The organism is Duganella sp. HH101, assembly GCF_001758795.1.
In the GTDB taxonomy this organism is placed as follows: domain Bacteria; phylum Pseudomonadota; class Gammaproteobacteria; order Burkholderiales; family Burkholderiaceae_D; genus Rugamonas; species Rugamonas rivuli.
In genome coordinates, this window is the sequence record NZ_LRON01000031.1 from 1 (window position 1) to 20,140 (window position 20,140).

At 65.0% G+C, this 20,140-nt stretch carries 20 protein-coding genes and 1 other RNA gene; 4 read left to right on the top strand and 17 right to left on the bottom strand.

Going from position 1 to position 20,140, the window contains the following annotated elements; all coding sequences use genetic code 11:
• Positions 1–753, top strand: a 753-nt coding sequence (locus DUGA2_RS29560; protein ID WP_141753420.1) for a response regulator, incomplete at its 5' end; no start/stop codon positions are given.
• Position 754: 1 nt separating this feature from the next.
• Positions 755–2,944, top strand: coding sequence for a bifunctional diguanylate cyclase/phosphodiesterase (locus DUGA2_RS29565; RefSeq protein ID WP_070272930.1), 2,190 nt, complete (start codon positions 755–757; stop codon positions 2,942–2,944).
• A 7-nt stretch (positions 2,945–2,951) separates the two neighbouring features.
• On the opposite strand, the gene DUGA2_RS29570 is transcribed toward DUGA2_RS29565, so the two are convergent.
• Genes DUGA2_RS29570 through dnaX form a run of 4 tightly spaced genes read right to left on the bottom strand, consistent with a single transcriptional unit; the run spans position 2,952 to position 7,798 of the window.
• Positions 2,952–4,169, bottom strand: a complete 1,218-nt coding sequence (locus DUGA2_RS29570) for a CaiB/BaiF CoA-transferase family protein (protein WP_070272931.1) — start codon at positions 4,167–4,169, stop codon at positions 2,952–2,954.
• On the bottom strand, positions 4,166–4,756 hold the full coding sequence (gene recR / locus DUGA2_RS29575; RefSeq protein WP_008446752.1) for a recombination mediator RecR: 591 nt from the start codon (positions 4,754–4,756) through the stop codon (positions 4,166–4,168). The genes DUGA2_RS29570 and recR overlap by 4 nt, the downstream gene beginning before the upstream one ends.
• Positions 4,757–4,779: 23 nt before the next feature.
• A complete protein-coding gene (locus tag DUGA2_RS29580; protein WP_070272932.1) occupies positions 4,780–5,106 on the bottom strand; it encodes a YbaB/EbfC family nucleoid-associated protein in 327 nt (108 codons plus the stop codon).
• A 37-nt stretch (positions 5,107–5,143) separates the two neighbouring features.
• On the bottom strand, positions 5,144–7,798 hold the full coding sequence (dnaX, locus tag DUGA2_RS29585; protein ID WP_070272933.1) for a DNA polymerase III subunit gamma/tau: 2,655 nt from the start codon (positions 7,796–7,798) through the stop codon (positions 5,144–5,146).
• A 163-nt stretch (positions 7,799–7,961) separates the two neighbouring features.
• Here dnaX and DUGA2_RS29590 point away from each other — a divergent pair, with 163 nt between their 5' ends.
• Positions 7,962–8,615, top strand: coding sequence for a DUF2987 domain-containing protein (locus DUGA2_RS29590; RefSeq protein ID WP_070272934.1), 654 nt, complete (start codon positions 7,962–7,964; stop codon positions 8,613–8,615).
• Positions 8,616–8,670: 55 nt separating this feature from the next.
• On the opposite strand, the gene ffs is transcribed toward DUGA2_RS29590, so the two are convergent.
• An RNA gene (ffs, locus tag DUGA2_RS29595) (signal recognition particle sRNA small type) lies at positions 8,671–8,769 on the bottom strand.
• 15 nt (positions 8,770–8,784) lie between these two features.
• Positions 8,785–10,269: a 4-hydroxy-3-polyprenylbenzoate decarboxylase gene (gene ubiD, locus DUGA2_RS29600; RefSeq protein ID WP_071658999.1), complete on the bottom strand. Its 1,485-nt coding sequence runs from the start codon at positions 10,267–10,269 to the stop codon at positions 8,785–8,787.
• A 495-nt stretch (positions 10,270–10,764) separates the two neighbouring features.
• On the opposite strand from ubiD, the gene DUGA2_RS29605 reads away from it, so the two are divergent.
• A complete protein-coding gene (locus tag DUGA2_RS29605; protein ID WP_141753421.1) occupies positions 10,765–11,655 on the top strand; it encodes a lytic transglycosylase domain-containing protein in 891 nt (296 codons plus the stop codon).
• 57 nt (positions 11,656–11,712) lie between these two features.
• On the opposite strand, the gene DUGA2_RS29610 is transcribed toward DUGA2_RS29605, so the two are convergent.
• The 11 genes from DUGA2_RS29610 to DUGA2_RS29660 form a co-directional block, all read right to left on the bottom strand.
• Entirely contained in the window at positions 11,713–12,375 is a 663-nt protein-coding gene (locus tag DUGA2_RS29610; protein WP_070272936.1) for a hypothetical protein, read from the bottom strand.
• Between the two features lie 90 nt (positions 12,376–12,465).
• Positions 12,466–13,197 (bottom strand): hypothetical protein, encoded by a 732-nt coding sequence (locus tag DUGA2_RS29615; protein ID WP_229214798.1) that lies wholly within the window; start codon positions 13,195–13,197, stop codon positions 12,466–12,468.
• A gap of 95 nt (positions 13,198–13,292) precedes the next feature.
• The gene (nusB, locus tag DUGA2_RS29620) at positions 13,293–13,763 is read right to left on the bottom strand and encodes a transcription antitermination factor NusB (protein ID WP_070272937.1); all 471 of its coding nucleotides are present in this window, start codon (positions 13,761–13,763) and stop codon (positions 13,293–13,295) included.
• 84 nt (positions 13,764–13,847) lie between these two features.
• The gene (ribH, locus tag DUGA2_RS29625; protein ID WP_008446743.1) at positions 13,848–14,336 is read right to left on the bottom strand and encodes a 6,7-dimethyl-8-ribityllumazine synthase; all 489 of its coding nucleotides are present in this window, start codon (positions 14,334–14,336) and stop codon (positions 13,848–13,850) included.
• Positions 14,337–14,362: 26 nt separating this feature from the next.
• Positions 14,363–15,472: a bifunctional 3,4-dihydroxy-2-butanone-4-phosphate synthase/GTP cyclohydrolase II gene (ribBA, locus tag DUGA2_RS29630; RefSeq protein WP_070272938.1), complete on the bottom strand. Its 1,110-nt coding sequence runs from the start codon at positions 15,470–15,472 to the stop codon at positions 14,363–14,365.
• A gap of 148 nt (positions 15,473–15,620) precedes the next feature.
• Positions 15,621–16,391, bottom strand: coding sequence for an SDR family NAD(P)-dependent oxidoreductase (locus tag DUGA2_RS29635; protein WP_083296533.1), 771 nt, complete (start codon positions 16,389–16,391; stop codon positions 15,621–15,623).
• 88 nt (positions 16,392–16,479) lie between these two features.
• Positions 16,480–17,064: a TetR/AcrR family transcriptional regulator gene (locus DUGA2_RS29640; RefSeq protein WP_070272940.1), complete on the bottom strand. Its 585-nt coding sequence runs from the start codon at positions 17,062–17,064 to the stop codon at positions 16,480–16,482.
• Entirely contained in the window at positions 17,065–17,742 is a 678-nt protein-coding gene (locus DUGA2_RS29645) for a cupin domain-containing protein (RefSeq protein WP_070272941.1), read from the bottom strand. It lies immediately after the preceding gene.
• 86 nt (positions 17,743–17,828) lie between these two features.
• Positions 17,829–18,464, bottom strand: coding sequence for a riboflavin synthase (locus DUGA2_RS29650; RefSeq protein WP_070272942.1), 636 nt, complete (start codon positions 18,462–18,464; stop codon positions 17,829–17,831).
• Positions 18,465–18,474: 10 nt separating this feature from the next.
• The gene (ribD, locus tag DUGA2_RS29655; RefSeq protein WP_070272943.1) at positions 18,475–19,572 is read right to left on the bottom strand and encodes a bifunctional diaminohydroxyphosphoribosylaminopyrimidine deaminase/5-amino-6-(5-phosphoribosylamino)uracil reductase RibD; all 1,098 of its coding nucleotides are present in this window, start codon (positions 19,570–19,572) and stop codon (positions 18,475–18,477) included.
• A gap of 7 nt (positions 19,573–19,579) precedes the next feature.
• A complete protein-coding gene (locus DUGA2_RS29660) occupies positions 19,580–20,137 on the bottom strand; it encodes a GspH/FimT family pseudopilin (RefSeq protein ID WP_070272944.1) in 558 nt (185 codons plus the stop codon).
• Between the last annotated feature and the right edge of the window lie 3 nt (positions 20,138–20,140).

A 20,140-nucleotide genomic window follows, 5' to 3' on the forward strand; every position in this document is an offset into this window, starting at 1 on the left:
GTCGCCAGCGCCATGCTCGAAGGGCTGGGGCTGGAAGTGAGCCGCGCCTGCAACGGCGAGGAAGCGCTGCACTCGGTGCAGGCCGGCGAATTCGACCTGATCCTGATGGATTGCCAGATGCCGGTCATGGACGGCTTCGCCGCGACCACGGAAATCCGCCGCCACGAACAACAGCGCGGGCGCGCGCGCAACCTGCCCATCATCGCCATCACCGCCAACGCGCTGCAGGGCGACCGCGAATCCTGCCTGGCCGCCGGCATGGACGACTACCTGAGCAAGCCCTTCACGCAACAGGCATTGGGACAGACCATCGCCCGCTGGATCAGCCTGCCGCGCGTGCCCGCCGCGCAGGAGGCGGCAGTGCAGCAGGCGCCCGCGCCGGCCGCCACCGCCTTCGGCGGCGAGATCAACCGCCAGGCGCTGGACAACATCCGCGCCCTGAGCGCCAGCAACGGCGACGCGCTGCTGGAGCGCGTGCTGCAAGCCTATCTCGACGACACCCCCAGCCACCTGCGCGCGCTGCAACAGGCCATTGCCACCGGCAATACCGTGCAGCTGCGCAAGGCCGCCCACAGCCTCAAATCGAGCAGCGCCAACGTCGGTGCGACCGCGCTGGCGCAGCACAGCAAGGAGATGGAGCAACTGGGACGCAACGACACCACCGCCGGCGCCGCCCTCCTGCTGGCCGAGATGGAACGATCTTTCCAGGCCGTGCGGCAGGCGTTGGGAGCTATCCTGGAAAAGGAAATCTGACATGGCGACGCCCACCTCCCCCAAGCGCGGCCTGGTCCTGGTCGCCGACGACGACCCCGTGATGCGCCTGCTGATGCTGGAAATGCTGGCCCAGGTCGGCCTGGACGCGGTCGAGGCCGAAGACGGCCTGCAAGCCGTGGCCTGCTACCAGCGCCTGGCGCCGGACCTGCTGCTGCTCGACGTCGACATGCCCGGCATGGACGGCTTCGCCGTGTGCCGCGAAATCCGCCGCCTGGAAACCCAGTCCACCGTGCCCATCATCATGGTGACGGGCGGCGACGAGCTCGAATCCGTGACGCTGGCCTACGAGGCCGGCGCCACCGATTTCGTCTCCAAGCCGATCAACTGGCCCATCCTCGGCCACCGCGTGCTGTACGTGCTGCGCGCCAGCGACGCCATCACCCGCCTGCGCATCGCCGACGCCCACCACCGCGCGGTGCTGGCGGCCATCCCCGACACCTTCTTCCGCATGAACAAGGAAGGCTACTACCTCGACTACGAACAGGGCCACGAAGCAAGCAGCGTGTTCGCCAGCGAGCAGTGCGTCGGCCGCCACCTGAACCAGGTGCTGCCGGACGACATCGCCCAGCACATGCTGGAGCAGGTGCAGACCGTGCTCGACACCCAGCACATCCGCTCGCTCGACTACGAACTGCCCATCCCCGGCGCGGCCGCGCGCGTGCGCCAGGGCGAGCATGCGGTGCCGGCGCCGGTGCGGCATTTCGAGGCGCGGCTGGTGGCCACCGGCCCCGACGAAGTGCTGGGCCTGGTGCGCGACATCAGCGAGCGCAAGCGCACCGAGGAGCAGATACGCCGCCTGGCCTACTGCGACAGCCTGACCGGCATCCCCAACCGCCAAGCCTTCCTGGAAACGCTGGAGGCCGAGCTGGTGCGCTCGCGCAAGGGCAACAAGAAGTTCGCCGTGCTGTTCATGGACCTGGACGCCTTCAAGCGCATCAACGACACGCTGGGCCACGACGTCGGCGACCACCTGCTCAAGGCCGTCTCCGAGCGCCTGCGCGAAACCACGCGGCCCAGCGACCTGGTCTCGCGCACCGAGGTCGGCAACAACAACCTGGCGCGCCTGGGCGGCGACGAATTCACCATCCTGATCCCCGACCTGGAGCGGGTGGAGAACGCCCTCAACGTCGCCCACCGCGTCAAGGAGGCGATGCGCCGCCCCTTCCTGCTGGACACGCACGAAATCTTCGTCACCGCCAGCATCGGCATCTCGCTGTATCCCGAGGACGGCGAGGATTGCAACTCCCTGCTCAAGTACGCGGACACGGCGATGTACCACGCCAAGAACTGCGGCAAGAACAACGCCAAGCTGTACAGCTCGTCGCTGACGATGCAGATCATGAGCCACGTCCAGCTCGAAGTCGGCCTGCGCCGGGCCTTGCAGAACGACGAGCTGTACCTGCTGTACCAGCCGCAGATCGACGTCTCCAGCGCGCAGATCGTCGGCGTCGAGGCGCTGGTGCGCTGGCGCCACCCGGAGCGCGGCATCATCTCGCCGACCGAGTTCATCCCGCTGGCCGAGGAAACCGGCCTGATCGTGCCGATCGGCGAATGGGTGCTGCGCACCGCCTGCCGGCAGGCGATGGCGTGGCAGCAGACAGGCCAGCGTCCGGTGCGGGTGGCGGTCAACCTGTCGGCCAAACAATTCAAGGATGAGAACCTGACGCAGATCGTGCTGTCCACGCTGCACGACACCGGCCTGCCGGCCGAGCTGCTGGAACTGGAGCTGACCGAAGGCACGCTGATGGACGACGCCCGCGCCACCATGGTCACGCTGGAGCAGTTGCGCGGCATCGGCGTCTACCTGTCGATCGACGACTTCGGCACCGGCTACTCGTCGATGAACTACCTCAAGCGCTTCGACGTGCGGGCGCTGAAGATAGACCGCAGCTTCATCAGCGGCCTGCCGCAGGATTCGGAAAACGCCGCCATCACGCGCGCCATCATCGCCATGGCGCATGGCTTGAAGATGGCGGTGGTGGCCGAGGGCGTGGAGACCGGCGCCCAGCTGGTGCTGCTGGAGCAGTTCGGCTGCGACATGGCGCAGGGCTACTACCTGGGCCACCCGTCGCCGCCGGAATCGATCGACCTGATGCTGGGCCAGCAGTTCGCGCTGAACGGCGTCATGGGCGGCGACGGCGGCCGCCCGATCAAGTCCGCGCAGATCTGACGCCGGGCTAGAGCGCGCCGTCCGCCTTCATCGCGGCGATGTCGGCGGCGCTGTAGCCTAGCGACCGCAGGATCTCGTCGTTGTGCTCGCCCAGCGCCGGCCCCATCCACTTGGTGTGGCCGGGCGTGGCCGACAGCTTGGGCGAGATCGCCGGCAGCTTGACCGGCGTGCCGTCGGCGAACTGGTGCTGCTCGAACATGCCGCGCGCCAGGAATTGCGGATCGACCATCATGTCGCGCACCGAGTAGATTTTCCCGGCCGGCACGTCGGCCGCCTTCAGCACGGCCAGCGCGCCGTCGATGTCCTGCGTATCGCACCAGGCCTGGATCGCATCGTCGATCTCCTGCGTGCGCTGCACGCGGCCGTCGTTGCGTTCCAGCTGGGGATCGCCGGCCAGGTCGATGCGGCCCATGGCCAGCATCAGCCGCTTGAAGATGGCGTCGCCGTTGCCGGCGATGACGATGTTCTCGCCGTCCCGCGTGGTGTAGGTGTTGGACGGCACGATGCCGGGCAGCGCGCCGCCGGTGCGTTCGCGCACCACGCCCGCGTGGTCGAACTCCGGCACCAGCGACTCCATCAGGTTGAACACGGATTCGTACAAGGCCACGTCGACCATCTGGCCCTCGCCCTTGAGCTTGCCGCCGGTGGCGTCGCGGTGGCGCAGCGCCATCATCGCGCCGATCACGCCGTGCAGCGCCGCCACCGAATCGCCGATCGACACGCCGACCCGCACCGGCGGCCGGTCCGCGTGGCCGGACACGTAGCGCAGCCCGCCCATCGATTCGCCGATGGCGCCGAAGCCGGGCAAGTCCTTCATCGGTCCGGTTTGGCCGAAGCCCGACAGGCGCACCATGATGGTGGCGGGATTGATGGCCTTCAATTGCTCGTAGCCGAGGTCCCACTTCTCCAGCACGCCGGGGCGGTAGTTCTCGATGACGATGTCCGCCTCCAGCGCCAGCTGGCACGCGATGGCGCGGCCGCGCGCGTGCTTCATGTTCAGCGTCAGCGATTTTTTATTGCGCGACTGGACCGACCACCACAGCGAGGTGCCGTCCTTCAGCACCCGCCATTTGCGGATCGGATCGCCGCCGTCGGGCGACTCGATCTTGATCACCTCGGCGCCGAACTCGCCCAGCATGCGCGCACAAAAAGGGCCCGCGATCAGCGTGCCCAGTTCCAGTACCTTGATGCCGGCCAATGGGCCGGCGGTGTTCGTGGTCGTCATGTCGCCCTTCGATCCAGCATGGCGCGGGCGATGGTGCCCGCGTCCACGTACTCCAGTTCGCCGCCCACCGGCACGCCGCGCGCCAGCCGGCTCACGCGCAGGCCGCGCGCCTTCAGCATCTCGCTGATGTAGTGCGCGGTGGCCTCGCCCTCGTTGGTGAAATTGGTGGCCAGCACCACTTCCGTCACCAGGCCGTCGGTGGCGCGCGCCACCAGTTTTTCCAGATGGATGTCCTTGGGACCGATGCCGTCCAGCGGCGACAGCCGTCCCATCAGCACGAAGTACAGGCCCTTGTAGGTCAGGGTCTGCTCGATCATCAGCTGGTCGGCCGGCGTCTCCACCACGCACAGCAGGCGGCGGTCGCGCTGCTCGTCGTTGCAGGTGTCGCAGACGTCTTCCTCGGTGAAGGTATTGCACAGCGCGCAGTGGTGCACGGCGTTGACCGCCTGGTGCAATGCGCGCGACAGCATGTCCGCGCCTTCGCGGTCATGCTGCAGCAAGTGAAACGCCATCCGTTGCGCCGACTTGGGGCCGACGCCGGGCAGACGGCGTAACGCTTCCGTCAGAAATTCCAGCGATTTGGACATGGAGTGCTAAGCGGCGCCTGCCCTTAGAAAGGCATCTTGAAGCCGGCCGGCAGATTCATGCCGGCGGTCAGGCCGCCCAGCTTCTCGGCGGAGGTGGCTTCGGCCTTGCGCACGGCGTCGTTGAAGGCGGCGGCGACCAGGTCTTCCAGCATGTCCTTGTCGTCGGCCAGCAGCGACGGGTCGATCGACACGCGCTTGACGTCGTTCTTGCAGGTCATCACGACCTTGACCAGGCCGGCGCCGGACTGGCCTTCGACTTCGATCAGGGCCAGCGCGTCCTGCGCCTTCTTCATATTGTCCTGCATTGCTTGCGCTTGTTTCATCAAGCCGGCCAGTTGGTTCTTCATCATGATGGAATTCTCCGTGTATTGAAAGTTAAGGATGTGATCAGTTCGCTGCCGCAGCCGCGACGGCGGGCGGCGGCGTGATGGAGCCCGGCACCACCCAGGCGTCGAACTCCCGTATCAGGCTGTTCACAAAGGGATCGTGGGCGACGGTTTCCTCGGCGGCGCGCTGGCAGGCTTCGCGATGCGCCTGGGCTTCGGCGCTGGCGGTGTACCAGACGGCGCCCAGTTCGGTCTCCACGCGCACCGCGCGGCCGAAGCGTTCGGTCAGCGCGACGGTGAGTTTTTCCACGTTGCCCGGCGTGCGCCAGGTTTCGATCGGCACGCGGACCTTGAACACGACCGCGTTGCCGTCGATGCTGCAGTCGATGAGTTCTGCCTGCATGGCCAGCTGCTGGGCCACGCCGCGCAACGGCAGGGCGGCGGCCACGGCCGGCCAGTTGCCGTCCCAGTTCAGTTCCGGTACCGGCGTGATGACGTAGGCGTGCGGCGCTTTGGCAGGCGCCGGCGCGGCGCGGGCCGGCATGACGACGGCTTGCGCCTCGTCGGCGTAGGCCAGCGGTGGAGGCGCCTGGTGGTGCGATGCCTGGCTCGACGGCTGTTGCTGCTGTGCGGCCTGTGGCGCGTGCGAACGCGACGGCGCGTAAGCCGGCGCGGGCGCGGATTGCGCTACCGCGCTGTCATCGGAAAACTCAGTGACCCAGGGCGGTAGGTCATCCTCTTCGTCGGCCTGCCGGGGAGCAGGCTTGGAAGCGGGCGCGGCTTGCGGCGCCACCTGCTGCGGCGCGACCTGGCGCACCGGCGCTTCCAGCACGGCAGCTTGCGTATCGCCGCCCATGGCCATCGTTGGCGGCATGTCTTCCCAAGGCGCAGGGCGCGATGGCGCGACGGCTGCCGGCGCGGCAGGCGGCGTGTACGCAGCATTCGGCGCCTGCGCTTGCGAAGGCGCGCCGGACGCAAAGCCGGCCGGCTGCGAAGCCGGGCCCGCCGCGAAGCCGGATGGCGGCGTCGATGCGCCGGACGCCGCTGGCGCTGAGCCTTGCGGCGCGGATGCGGCCGGATACGATGGCGTGGCGGCAGGCGTCGTCGCCGGAGCTGCAGCGGCTGGCGCAGCGCCGGCCGACGACGAACGCGCACCAGGCTTGGATGCCGCGCGCGCAGCTTCCAGCGCCGCATTGATTGCAGCGCGTGCCGGACTCATCGGCGCAGATGATGTCGCCGGTGCGGGCGCAGCTTCAGCCACCGCCGGTGCCGGAGCCACGTGCGCAGGCATCGCCGACGGCGCAGCGACAGGCGCAGGCGCAGCTGGCGCGGTCATGGCGGACGGCATCGCGCTGGCAGACGGGGTAGCCGCAGCCGGAGCCGCGAACGCCGCCGGAGCAGGAGCAGGAGCAGGAGCCGAAGCAGAAGCAGGCACCTCACTGCGCGCCATCGCGGCCGCCGCACCGGCGACCACCGCAGCCGGCGTCACGCTCGCATGGCTGGCCTGCACATGCGCAGCCGCCCGGGCAGGCGGCGCCGCGGCAGCGCGTGCCGCCGCCACCGCGCCCGAGCGCGACATGGCCGGCGCCGCAGCAGGCTGTCCCTCCGCCCCGCCTACGCCGGGCCGAAAGGCCAGCATGCGCAGCAGCGTCATCGAGAAGCCCGCATATTCATCCGGCGCCAAGCCCAACTCATTCCGTCCATGCACAGCGATCTGATAATACAGCTGCACTTCTTCCGCATCGAAAGCGGCGGCCAGACGCACAATATCCGCATGCTCAGGCAAGTCTTCCGGCAACGCCGCCGGCACCGTCTGCGCCAGCGCTATCCTGTGCAGCAAGGTACCCAGATCCTGCAAAGCGCCGTTGTACGACAGACTGCGCGTCGCCATCTCGTCGGCCACGGCCAGCAGATCCGCGCCATCCTGCGCGGCCAGCGCATCGAGCAGGCGGATCAGATAGGACTGGTCCAGCGCACCCAGCATGCCCTGCACCGCATCCAGCGTCACCGCACCGGCGGCGTAGGCGATCGCCTGGTCGGTCAGCGACAGCGCATCGCGCATCGAACCGTGCGCGCCGGCGGCCAGCAGACGCAAGGCAGGCGCCTCGAAGCTGATGCCCTCCTGCCCCAGGATATTGTCCAGATGGCCGATGATGTGACCCGGCGGCATCTGCTTCAGGTTGAACTGCAGGCAGCGCGACAGCACCGTCACCGGAATCTTCTGCGGATCGGTGGTTGCCAGGATGAACTTGACGTGCTCCGGCGGTTCCTCCAGCGTCTTCAGCATCGAGTTGAAGGCGTGGTTGGTCAGCATGTGCACCTCATCGATCATATAGACCTTGAAGCGCGCATTGCTCGGCGCGTACACCGCCTGCTCCAGCAGCTGCGCCATCTCGTCGACGCCGCGGTTCGACGCCGCATCCATCTCGATGTAATCGACAAAGCGGCCCGCATCGATCGCGGTACACGCTTCGCACACGCCGCACGGCGTCGGCGTGATGCCGCCATTGCCGTCCGGGCCCACGCAGTTGAGCGATTTGGCCAGGATGCGCGACAAGGTGGTCTTGCCGACCCCGCGCGTTCCGGTGAACAGATAGGCGTGGTGCAGGCGACCGCTGTGCAAGGCGTGCGTCAGCGCGCGCACGACGTGCTCCTGGCCGACGAGCGTTTCGAAATTCTTGGGGCGGTATTTACGGGCGAGGACTTGATAGGACATGCTGGGATTTTACCGTAGATAGCGGGTGCAAAGGGCCTATCCTGCTCCGCCTAGCTGCTGCGGCGTCAGGGTCGCCAAAACGGCAATTGTAACAAGGCATGAGCAGATTTGGTAATCAGGCATAAGCGCCTTACAATTTGTTTTCCTTTTAACATGGAAACACATGATGAAACTTGTCCTGCTGCCGTTGCTGTTGCTGTCCCTCGCCGCCCATGCGGACGAACGCGAATGGGTGCCTTATAAGAAGCTGGTTGAAGAACTGCGCCTCGACAAGTATTACGCCATTCCGCCCGCCGAACGCGACAAGATCAAGCTGTTCGTCACCGTCAAACCCAAGAACACCAAGTATCAGCCGGCCGACGTGGTGCTGACCGTGGTGCACGGCAGCGAACGCTCGCTGCTGACGCCGCTGTCTCCCGACTATCGCCTGACCCTGGTGCCGAACGCCAAGTGGATGACGGACGACACCAAGATCATGACCAACCTGCCGAAGGGCGAGAAGTCCGCGATGAACTACGAAGTGACGGCGGTGCTGCCCGAGGGCACGCAGTGGCAATATGCACAGGTGATGGGCGCCGTCGGCCAGACCAACAACGCCATCAAGAAAATGGCTGGCGCCTTCAGCATGTTCGCGCCGAGCGTCAAGTCGGTGCTGTTCAAGTTTGCCAAGCCGGCGGAGCTCAAGCTGGGCGCCAACGTCTATCGCACGGACGCGAAGAACCAGATCAAGCTGACGCCTGAATCCGCATGGCTGAAGGAGAATCCATTGCTGGTGGCGTCCGAGCGGCCGCTGGAGGCGCTGCTGGATGACGAGTAAATGATGAGCAAATAAAAAAAAGCTGCCCTGGGCAGCTTTTTTAATATTTCCCGAAGGAGGCGAGCCTGATCTGCGGCACTTATGGTTAATAGCCGTGGCTGCTTCGTTCCCGACCTGACCAGGTTAGCCATGCCACAATGCGCAGGGGCCCGCCGGGATCAATTATAACCTACAGCCCCAACTCCTGCCAAATCTGATCCACCCGTGCTTTCACCTCGGGCGTCATGCTGATCGTGGTGCCCCATTCGCGCGTGGTTTCGCCCGGCCACTTGTTGGTGGCGTCGATGCCCATCTTGCTGCCCAGGCCGCTCACCGGCGAGGCGAAGTCCAGGTAATCGATGGGCGTGTTGTCGACCAGCGTAGTGTCGCGGGTCGGGTCGACGCGGGTGGTGATCGCCCAGATCACCTCGTTCCAGTCGCGGATGTTCACGTCCTCGTCCACCACCACGATGAACTTGGTGTACATGAACTGGCGCAGGAAGCTCCACACGCCGAACATCACGCGCTTGGCGTGGCCCGCGTACTGCTTCTTGATCTGCACCACCGCCATGCGGTAGCTGCAGCCCTCGGCCGGCAGGTGGAAGTCGGTGATCTCCGAGAACTGCTTCTGCAGCAGCGGCACGAACACCTCGTTCAACGCCAGGCCCAGGATCGCCGGTTCGTCGGGCGGCTTGCCGGTGTAGGTGGAATGGTAGATCGGATCGCGGCGCATCGTGATACGGTCGATGGTGAACACCGGGAACGAGTCCTGCTCGTTGTAATAGCCGGTGTGGTCGCCGTACGGGCCTTCCAGCGCATGCTCGTAGCCGCTCGGATGGTTTTCGTCAGGATAGATATGGCCTTCCAGCACAATCTCGGCCGACGCCGGCACGCGCAGCTCGCTGCCGATGGCCTTGACCAGCTCGGTGCGGCTGCCGCGCAGCAGGCCGGCGAACTGGTATTCGGACAGGCTGTCCGGCACCGGCGTCACCGCGCCTAATATAGTAGCGGGATCGGCGCCCAGCGCGACGCAGATCGGATAAGGCTGGCCCTTGCTCTGTATGGCGTGCTCGCGGAAGTCCAGCGCGCCGCCACGGTGCGCCAGCCAGCGCATGATGACCTTGTTCGGGCCCAGCACCTGCTGGCGGTAGATGCCCAGGTTCTGGCGCTTCTTATTAGGGCCCTTGGTAATCACCAGGCCCCAGGTAATCAAAGGCGCGACGTCACCGGGCCAGCAGTGCTGGATCGGCAGCTTCGACAGATCGACGTCGGCGCCCTCCCACACGATTTCCTGGCACGGCGCACCGCGCAGCTCCTTGGGCGCCATGTCCCACACGGCTTTGACCAGCGAGCCCATGCCCATCAAGTCCTTGAAACCCTTCGGCGGTTCCGGCTCCTTCAGGCGGGCCAGCACATGGCCTATCTTGCGCAGTTCGCCGACGCTGTCCGCCCCCATGCCGAGCGCGACGCGGCGCTCGGTGCCGAACAGATTGCCCAGCACAGGCATGCTGTGTCCGGTCGGATTCTGGAACAGCAAAGCCGGTCCGCCGGCCCGCAAAGTGCGGTCGCAAACCTCGGTCATCTCCAAATATGGTGAAACGGGCACCAAAATGGGCTTAAGTTCGCCCATCCGTTGCAGTTGAGAAATAAAATCTCGCAAATCAGAATATTTCATCGTTTTTTAATTTTTTCTTACAACGCAGCATACTGTTTAAAAAGACAGGTCAAGTAGTTGATTTTATTGGTTTTAGGCGCAATACAAGCAAAAAAGTAAGATTTAAAAGTTATAGCTTTCAATTGCGTTAGTATTGACTTGATATAAAACGGCTTCTACAATTTGCCCTACTTGAAGAGAACACGGTCCAGCACGGGTTGAGCCCGGAACGCGGTCCACACAAATGTGTTGCTCATTCATTCACGGAGTCGGGGCTCCACATGACATTTTAAGGAGTGTTTTCAAAAGGCGTCTGCCTTACCCCCGAAAGAAGTTGTATTGCGACTGATCGAATACCACAGGGAAACATCAGCTCTAGCAAGCAATGACGGCGTCCAACGCGCGCTCCCAGCGGCGGCGGACGATGAGAAATTTCTGATGCACGGCATTAGCACCCGGTTAGCTGCGTTCAACGCTGGCGGGGACCCGCTTTTACGGACATTTCAGGGGAACTATATGATCAATCGCATCACCGGCGCAACGCAGTTTGCCCGCACCATGGCTCGCCAGCCAGCAGCGTGGTTTTCCACGACTCGCGTTTCGGCAAAAGGCGTGCTGACCACCGCCCAACACACCCTGACCATCCTGGGTGTGACCGCTTTAGTAGTAATGGCAGTACTGTTTGTCCGTCCCGACCTGGCCAAGGCACTGAGCAACAGCCTGAACCACGAACCGGAAGTTGAAGCCGTTGCCGTCGTGGCGCCGCCGCTGTCGGCCCTGATGGAAACGCCGTCCTCCACCCCGGCCGCCAGCACCGCACCGCTGACCGCCGAAGAAAAAGCCCTGCTGGGCACGCAGAAGCAGCAGCAATGGGTAACATCCTGGCTGTCCAAGCGCTACCGCGTAGCGGGCGACGCCGCCAATATGCTGGTGTCCACCGCCTACCTGACGGCACGCGAGATCAAGCTCGATCCGCTGCTGATCCTGGCGGTGATGGCGATTGAATCGGGCCTGAATCCGTTCGCGGAAAGCCCGGTCGGCGCGCAAGGCCTGATGCAGGTGATGTCGAAGGTGCACCACGATAAATTCCAGGAAATGGGCGGCCTGCAAGCAGCGCTGAACCCGGTGGCCAACATCCGTGTCGGCTCGCTGATCCTGAAGGACTACGTCACCCGTGGCGGCTCCGTCGAAGCCGGCCTGAAGATCTATGTCGGCGCCGCGGCGTTCGAGCATGACGATGGCTACGGTTCGAAAGTGCTGGCCGAATACCAGCGCCTGAAGCAGGTTTCGGCAGGCAAGAAGGTGCCGACGATTACCCCGATGATGGCGGCAGCGCCAGCCAAGCCTACCCCGCCGGTCGCGGCGGTAGACAAATCGGTCAGCGGCACCCAGATCGCCGGTCTTTGATCTGATCGCAGATAAAACAAGCCACCTCGCGAGGTGGCTTTTTTACGTCCGCAGCAATCAGCGCGAGCAGGAGGTGATCTTGGTCTTGACGCCGTCGCGGAAGGGATCGCGGCCGCCGGTCACGCCGTTCGACTCCTTGACCGCGCAGAATGTGCTGCCGTTCGCCATGCGGATCTTGGTCATCACGCGGCCATCGTCGAGCGTGATGCTCTCCTGGGTCGTGCCTTCCCTGCCGACATAGGCGCTTCCCAACTTATCGGCCAGCATGGTGGTGTCGTTGGCGATTTTCTTGTCGCGCGGATTCCAGGCTTCCTTGCGTAACTGCCGGTCGGCGGCGGCGGCGCCCTTGATCGAGCGCTGCAGCAGATCGTCGGACGGCTTGGCTGCCGGCAGCGCGAACGGGTCGGGTGGCGGGGCCTGCGTGATCGCCTGGGGCGTCCGTGGCTCCACGGGAAGCGGCGCAGCTTGCGGCGCAACGGGCGCCAGCGTCATGCGCGGCGCCACCGGCTCGCGAACGGGCCGGGCCAGCCTGGGAGGCGGTTTCGGCCGCTCCGGCGGCGGCACAAACGATGGCAGGATGTAGGCGATGCCCGGCTGCGGCGCCAAAGACACTGGGGAGTGCAGCCGCTCAGGCGAACGCCAGCAGATAAACCCCAGCACATGGGCGCCGCCTATCAGCGCCAGCCAGCCACGGCGGCGCCAGGCCGGCGCCGCGTTCAAGGTATGCAGTTCGATAACAGGCTTTCGCAGTTAATTTAAAAACAATGCATGATGGGGCAAGGCCCTCTTGCCGTCAAATATGCCGTCCTTCTACTTGCCGAAGGGTTTAGGGCAAGTGCCGACAAAGGTCTTGACGCCGTCGCGGAAGGGATCGATCGCCGTGCTGTTGTTCGACTGCTTGGTACCGCAGTAGACGCTGCCACCCAGCGTACGCACCTTGGTCATCATGCGCCCATCCGGCGTGGTCAGGTTTTCCGTGGTAAAGCCCTGGTCGTTGCCGACGTAGGCGCTGGCCACGGCAGCGCTCAGCGGCGTCGAGTCGTTGGCGATCTTCTTCGCGTCAGGATGCCAGGCTTCCTTGCGCAATTGCCGGTCTGCCGCGGCCGCGCTCTTGAGCGCGCGTTGCCGCAGATCCTCGGCCGGCTTGTCGGATGGCAGCGCGAACGGATCTGGGGGCGGCACGGCCTGCGTAATCGCCTGCGCAGCCGCTGGCGCTGGAGGCTGCACCGGCTGCACTGGCTGCGGCGCTTGCGGCGCGGGCAACAGCGTCATGCGCGGTGCGGCGGCCACACGGGCCTCGCGAGGCGCTCCGGGCTCCTGGATAAGCTTGGGCTGCGGCCGCTTCGCCGGCGCCAGGATATAGGTGATGGCCTCGTGGCGCCCCACAGCCGCCGCCAAGGGCCGCTCAGGCGCGCGCCAGCACAGGAAGGCCAACAGATGCAGCCCGCCTATCAGCGCCAGCCAACCGCGGCGACGCCAGGTCCGCGTCGTGCTCAGGGAATGCAGTTCGATGATGCGTCCTCGGCATTGATTTAAAATCAATGGATTCTGCGGCGCAGTCCCCTCCCCGTCAAACCCCAAATAAAAAAAGCCACCACAAGATACCTTGGGTGGCTTGGCACAGTACCGAACGCTGCTTAGCGTTTTTTGTCGGCGGCGACTTCGTCCGGGCGGACACGGGCGGCCAGCTTGTCCAGCACGCCGTTGACGTATTTGTGGCCGTCGATACCGCCGAACGACTTGGTCAGCTCGACCGCTTCGTTGATGACGACGCGGTAAGGGATTTCCAGGTTGTTCTTCAGCTCGAACGCGCCGATCAGCAGCACCGCGTGCTCGATCGGCGACAGCTCGCCGATGCCGCGGTCGACCAGCGGCGCAAAGCTTTCGCGCAGCGCCACGGAATCCTTGATCGCGCCGTACAGCAGCACGGTGAAGTGGTCGCCGTCGGCCTTGTCGAAGCCGTGCGCGGCGCGGATGTTGTTCACCACGGTGGATGCGTCTTCATTGTTCAGCAGCCACTGATACAAACCCTGCAACGCAAACTCGCGCGCACGATGGCGCGGCGTGCGGTTCTTGCTGGGGTTGGCGTGCAAAATTTTATCTGTCATGGTTATACCTGTTCTTAAATACTGTCAAAATCCGGCTCAGTGCGCCGGCGCATACCGGCACACTGCGCCGTTTACTACTGGTTCTTACTCGTCGTCGCCTTGGTCCTGGTTCAGCTCTTCCAGGGCGATGGTCAGATTGGCCATTTCCACCGCCACGCGCGCCGCATCGGCGCCTTTTTCGGCCATGCGGACTTCAGCTTGCTCGTCGTTCTCGGTGGTCAGGATGGCGTTAGCGATAGGAATACCATAATCCAGGCCGATGCGGGTGATGCCGGCGCCGGATTCGTTCGAGACCAGCTCGAAGTGGTAGGTTTCGCCACGGATCACCGCGCCCAGCGCGACCAGCGCGTCGAACTGCTGCGACTCGGCCATCTTCTGCAGCACCAGCGGCACTTCCAGCGCGCCTGGCACGGTCACGTGCAACACGTCCTCATCGGCCACGCCCAGGTGCTTCAGTTCAGCCAGGCAGGCCGACAGCAGGCCGTGGCAGACATCTTCGTTAAAACGGGCTTGAACGATGCCGATACGCAGGCCGTCGCCGGACAAATTGGTTTCGTAGCTTCCTACAGTCATGGAGTGCCTCTTGTGTGTTGGTTGAATTAGTGTGGTTTGGCCATGTAGCCGGTCACTTCCAGATCGAAGCCCGTCATCGACGGCATCTTGCGCGGGCTGGCCAGCAGCTGCATCTTGCAGACGCCGACTTCGCGCAGGATCTGGGCGCCGATACCGTAGCTGCGCAGGTCCATGCTGGCGGCGCGGCCCTTAGGCTTGGTTTCCGGCTTGCCCAGCGCGTCGAACTGGGCGAAGAACTGCTCCGCCGTTTCCTCGCAGTTGAGCAGCACGATCACGCCGCGCTCGGACGCCTTGACCGCCGCCAGCGACGACGACAGGTTCCACGAGTGGGTGGTCGCTTCCGATTCCAGGATGTCGAGGATGGACACCGGCTGATGCACGCGCACCAGGGTTTCCTTGCTCTTCTCGATATCGCCGTGCACCAGCGCCAGGTGGGCCGAGCCGCTCGGCTTGTCGCGGAAGGCGATCATGCGGAAGTCGCCCTGGGCGGTCTTCAGCGGACGCTCGCCGATCTTCTCGACCAGCGACTCGTTGCGGCTGCGATAGTGGATCAGGTCGGCGATGGTGCCGATCTTCAGGCCGTGTTCCTTGGCGAATTCCAGCAAGTCCGGCAGGCGCGCCATGGTGCCGTCGTCCTTCATGATCTCGCAGATCACCGAGGCGGGCGTCAGGCCGGCCATCGCGGTCAGGTCGCAACCGGCTTCGGTATGGCCGGCGCGCATCAGCACGCCGCCCTTTTGCGCCTTCAGCGGGAAGATGTGGCCGGGCTGGACGATGTCCGACGGCTGGGTGTCCTTGGCGACGGCGACCTGGATGGTCTTGGCGCGGTCGGCCGCCGAAATGCCCGTGGTCACGCCCTCGGCCGCTTCGATCGACACGGTGAAATTGGTGCCGAAGGCGGTGCCGTTACGGGCCGACATCATCGACAGGTTCAGCTGGTCGCAGCGCTCTTCGGTCAGGGTCAGGCAGACCAGGCCGCGCGCGTGCTTGACCATGAAATTAATGGCTTCAGGCGTCACAAAGTCCGCCGCGAGCACCAAGTCGCCTTCGTTTTCCCGGTCTTCTTCATCGACCAGGATCACCATGCGGCCAGCGCGCAATTCGGCGACGATTTCTTCGGTGCTGGAAATTGACATTTTTAATCCTTTGTAGCGGAGCTGGAACAGGGCGCTATTTTAAAGGATTTACGCCCGTCCCACCGTAAAAGGCCGCTTTTATCCGTCAAATGGCTGGCTTTAGAAGGCGTCTTCTGGATTAATTGTCAATATTCCAGCGCAAATCCGGCTATCCCCGGCCGGCCATGACGCCGCCGTCCACATCCCACACCGCGCCTGTGACCCACGACGCCTTGTCCGACAGCAGGAACATGATCGCTTCGGCCACGTCGCGCGGCGTGCCGACACGGCCGATCGGGTGGAAACTGTTGAATCCCTGCAGCGCGTCATGCACCTCGGCCTTGGGGATGAAACCCTCGTAGATCGGCGTCGCCACCACCGCCGGCGACACGGCGTTGACGCGTATCCGGCTCGACGCCAGCTCCATCGCCAGGTGCTGGGTCAACGCATGCAGGCCCGCCTTGGCCATCGAATAGGCGGACGATGGCGTCGCGGCGATCGCCTGCTTGCCCCACATCGAGCCGATGTTGACGATGGCGCCCGGGCGGCCTGCCGCCACCAGATTGGCAGCCACCTTCTGCGTGACGAAGAAGAAGGCCTTGTTCAGCGCCTGGTATTGGTCGTAGTCGGCCTCGCCATGCGCCAGGAAAGGTTTAGGGAAGAACACGCCGGCGGCGTTCACCAGCAGGTCGATATCCTGGTGCCCGTCGTCGATGGCGTCCAGCAGATGCTGCAAGCCTTGCGCGCTGCCCAGGTCGGCCGTCAGCGCGGCAACCGTGCCCAGTTCCGACAGTGCGGCGCGCGCCGCTGCCGTTTTCTCCGGGCGCTGGCCGACGATCGCCACGCTGGCGCCCTGTTCCAGCGCCATCCGCGCCGTTTCCAGCCCGATGCCGCTGGTGCCGCCGACAACCAATAACTTCCTGCCGTTCAATGTATGCACGATTTACTCCAAAATATACCAACTAGTTGGTAGGTTTTTACACCTAAAAAAGTGCCAGCCTGCGCCGGCACGGAACGTCGCCGCCCGGTCAGGCCAGCAACGTCGACAAATAGGTTTGCGCCACGCCAGCCGGGCCGCGCGCGCCGCGCACCGAGCGGGCCACGATCATCGCGCCCTCCAGCGTGGCGAGGAACGCCTCCGCCAACGCGCGCGCTTGCGGCTGCGCCCGCAACTGCTGCGCGTGCTGGCCTTCGGCGATCACCATCGCCAGCCACTCGGTGTTGGCCTCGAAGAAGCGGCTCACCTCGTGCACCACACCTTCCGGCAGCGAATTGGCCTCCGCCCCCAGCATGCCGCAGACGCACAGCCGCTGCTCGGCGGCGAAAGTGTTTTCGAACAGCGTCGCATACGCGGTCAGGCGATCCTGCGCCCTGGCGTGCTGCACCTCGATGCGCAGCAGCTGCTCACGGAAACGATGCGTGTAGCGCTGCGCCACCGCAGCCGCCAGATCGCCCTTGGTCGCGAAGTGATGGTGGATGCTGGGCTTCTTGATGCCGACCAGCTTGGCTACGTCGTCGTACGAAAAGCCGTTGTAGCCGCGCTCCTGGATCAGGCCCTCGGCCGCATCCACCACCCGCAGCGCGGACTCGGACATCTCGGAAAAATGCTTCATTTACTGGCTTTCTTTGTGATCGGCAATCGGCAGGTGCCCGACTTTGACCAGGATGATACAGCCTTCGCGGCTGAACGGCTGATGCGCGCTCAGGTGCGGGCTGCGCAGCCAGGCGCCGGCTGGATAGCGGCCGAACTCGTCTTCGAACACGCCTTCCAGCACGTAGATCTCCTCGCCGCCGTAATGCCGGTGCGGATTGAAGCGCGTGCCGGGCGCCCAACGCACCAGCGCGGTATGGGTGGCGCCGAACTCGGACAAGGGCATCACCGACAAGCCCGGCACCAGGCCCGGCAACCATGCCGTCGCGCCGGTATCGATGCGCACGGCTTGTCGGTCCTGCGGGTCCATGTGGCGCAGCTTGACCAGCAGCGTGCAGCCGCCGACCGAGCCCGGCGCATGCGAGGAGCCCGGCGGATTCTTGAGATAGGCCCCAGCGCCATAGCTGCCGGACTCATCGAAGAAATCGCCGTCCAGCACCAGGACTTCCTCGCCCAGCTCGTGCAGATGGCTGGGGAAGCTGCTGCCCGGCGCGTAGCGCACGATGGACGTCGCGCGCGCCACTTCGCCACCGTCGCGCTCCAGCATCTTGCGCTGTATGCCCTGCGCGGGCGAATCGACCCAAGGCAAGTCTTGCGACTGCACCACGGCGCGCTGGCTGTAATCCGAGTTGATGTTCATTTTATCTTTTACCGACTAGTTGGTAGGTATACTAGTCGAGGCCTGAGGCGCTGTCAACGCCCGGATCGCCGGACGTTGCGAGGCCCTTACTTGTCGGCGGCGCCGACCGACACCATGCGCTCGACGTAGCGGGCGATCAGGTCGATCTCCAGATTGACCTGCTTGCCCACGACCAGGTGCTTGAGCGTGGTCATGGCGATGGTGTGCGGGATCAGGTTGATCGAGAACTGGCAGACCAGATCCTTGCCGGTGCCGATGTCGGTCACGCGGTTCACCGTCAGCGACACGCCGTTGACGACGATGGAGCCCTTGAACGCCAGGAACTTGGCCAGCTCGTGCGGCGCTTCGATCACCAGCTCCCACGACTCGCCCACCGCTTCGAACTTGCGCACCACGCCGAGGCCGTCCACATGGCCGGACACCAGATGGCCGCCCAGGCGCTCATTGAGCGTCAGCGCTTTTTCCAGATTCACTTCGGTCAGCGTGTCGAGGCCGACGGTGCAGTTCAGGCTCTCGCGCGAGACATCGACGCGGAAGCTGCTGTCGTCCTTCTCCACCACGGTCATGCAGGCGCCGTTGATGGCGATCGAATCGCCCAGCGCGACGTCGGCCAGCGGCAGGCCGCCGGCGTGGATGTTCAGGCGCACGCCCGCGAACGAACCACCTTCGAGTGGCTTGACGGATTCAATTTTGCCGATAGCGGCGACAATTCCAGTAAACATGTGAGTGCTCTTATTGATGAGTGAATCGTGCAAGGATACGCAAATCTTCGCCGATCTGCTTAACCTCGTGAAATTTCAAAAGCTGCTTGCGCGACAGGTCGGTCAACGCCGGCAAGGCGAACATGCCCTGCGCATCGCCCAGCAAGGTCGGCGCCAGGTAGACCAGCAGCTCGTCCACGCAGCCCTCGCGGATCAGCGAGCCGTTCAGCTTGCCGCCCGCTTCGACGTGCAGCTCGTTGATCTGGCGCCGGCCCAGTTCGCGCATCAGCTCGGGCAGGTCGACCTTGCCGGAGGCATTGGGCAGCAGGATGATCTCGGCGCCCACGGCGCGCAACGCCGCTTCCTTTTCCGGATCGCTCACCGCCGCCGCGATCCACGTTCCGCCCCCCTGCAAGACCTTGGCGGCCGGATCGATATCGAGCTTGCTGTCGACCACGATGCGGCGCGGCTGGCGCGGCGTCGCCACCGCGCGCACGTTGAGCTGCGGATCATCGGCCTTGACGGTGCCGATGCCGGTCAGGATGGCGCAGGCGCGCGCGCGCCAAGCATGGCCGTCGGCGCGGGCCTCCGGTCCGGTGATCCATTGGCTGACGCCGTTGTGCAGCGCCGTCATGCCGTCCAGGCTGGCGGCGGACTTCATGCGCACCCACGGCAGGCCGCGCGTCATGCGCGAGAAGAAGCCGATGTTCAGTTCGTACGCCTGCTCGGCCAGCAGGCCGGTGCTGATCTCGATGCCGGCGGCGGCCAGCTTGGCCATGCCCTGCCCGGCCACCAGCGGATTCGGATCTTCCATCGCCGCCACCACGCGGCCCAGGCCGGCGCGCACCAGCGCGTCCGAGCAGGGCGGCGTGCGGCCGTGGTGGTTGCACGGTTCCAGCGTGACGTAGGCGGTGGCGCCGCGCACGTCGTGGCCGCGCGCCTGCGCATCCTTCAGCGCCTGGATTTCCGCGTGGTCGCTGCCGGCCTGCTGCGTGACGCCGGCGCCGATCACCTGCCCGTCGCGCACGATCACGCAGCCGATGTGCGGATTCGGCGACGTCGTGTACAGCCCTTGCGCGGCCCATTCCAGCGCCAGCGCCATGCCTTCGAGATCGTTGCTGATGTTCACGTTGTCCTTATTCAGTCGCGCTGGCGCAGCTTGCGCCGTCCACTGCCGGATCGCACACGCGCACCCGGCCCAGCATATTGATTTTGATGTTGCGCACGTTCTCGCCCTGCGTCAGCGACAGCGTACCCCAGCGCGCCGCCAGGCTGTTGCTGGCGCTGCAAGCACGCCCTGCAGCATTATAAGCAAGGTAGAGCGGCGCCGCACCGGACGAGAAGACGGACGCGACGACGATACCCTCGGCGATGGCGCCGTGCTGGAACAGCAGCCGCTCGCCGGGATCGGGGCGGCGGTTGCCATTATCGTCGATAAACACGGCCCAGCCCTGGCGCCACGAGGTGCCGGAAGCCTCCAGCGGCGCCAGCAGCACCTTGCCGCCGCGCGCCATTGCATGCGAACGGGTCAGGTTGATGGCGGCGACCAGGTCGTTGACGGCGATCCGCAGTTGCTGGCGCTTGAGCGCGGCCTGATAGCTGGGCACGGCAACGCCGAACAGCAGCGTCGCCAGCGCAAGCACGACCAGCAGCTCGGTCAGCGTGTGGCCGCGGCGGGTGGCTAGTCCAGGCATCGT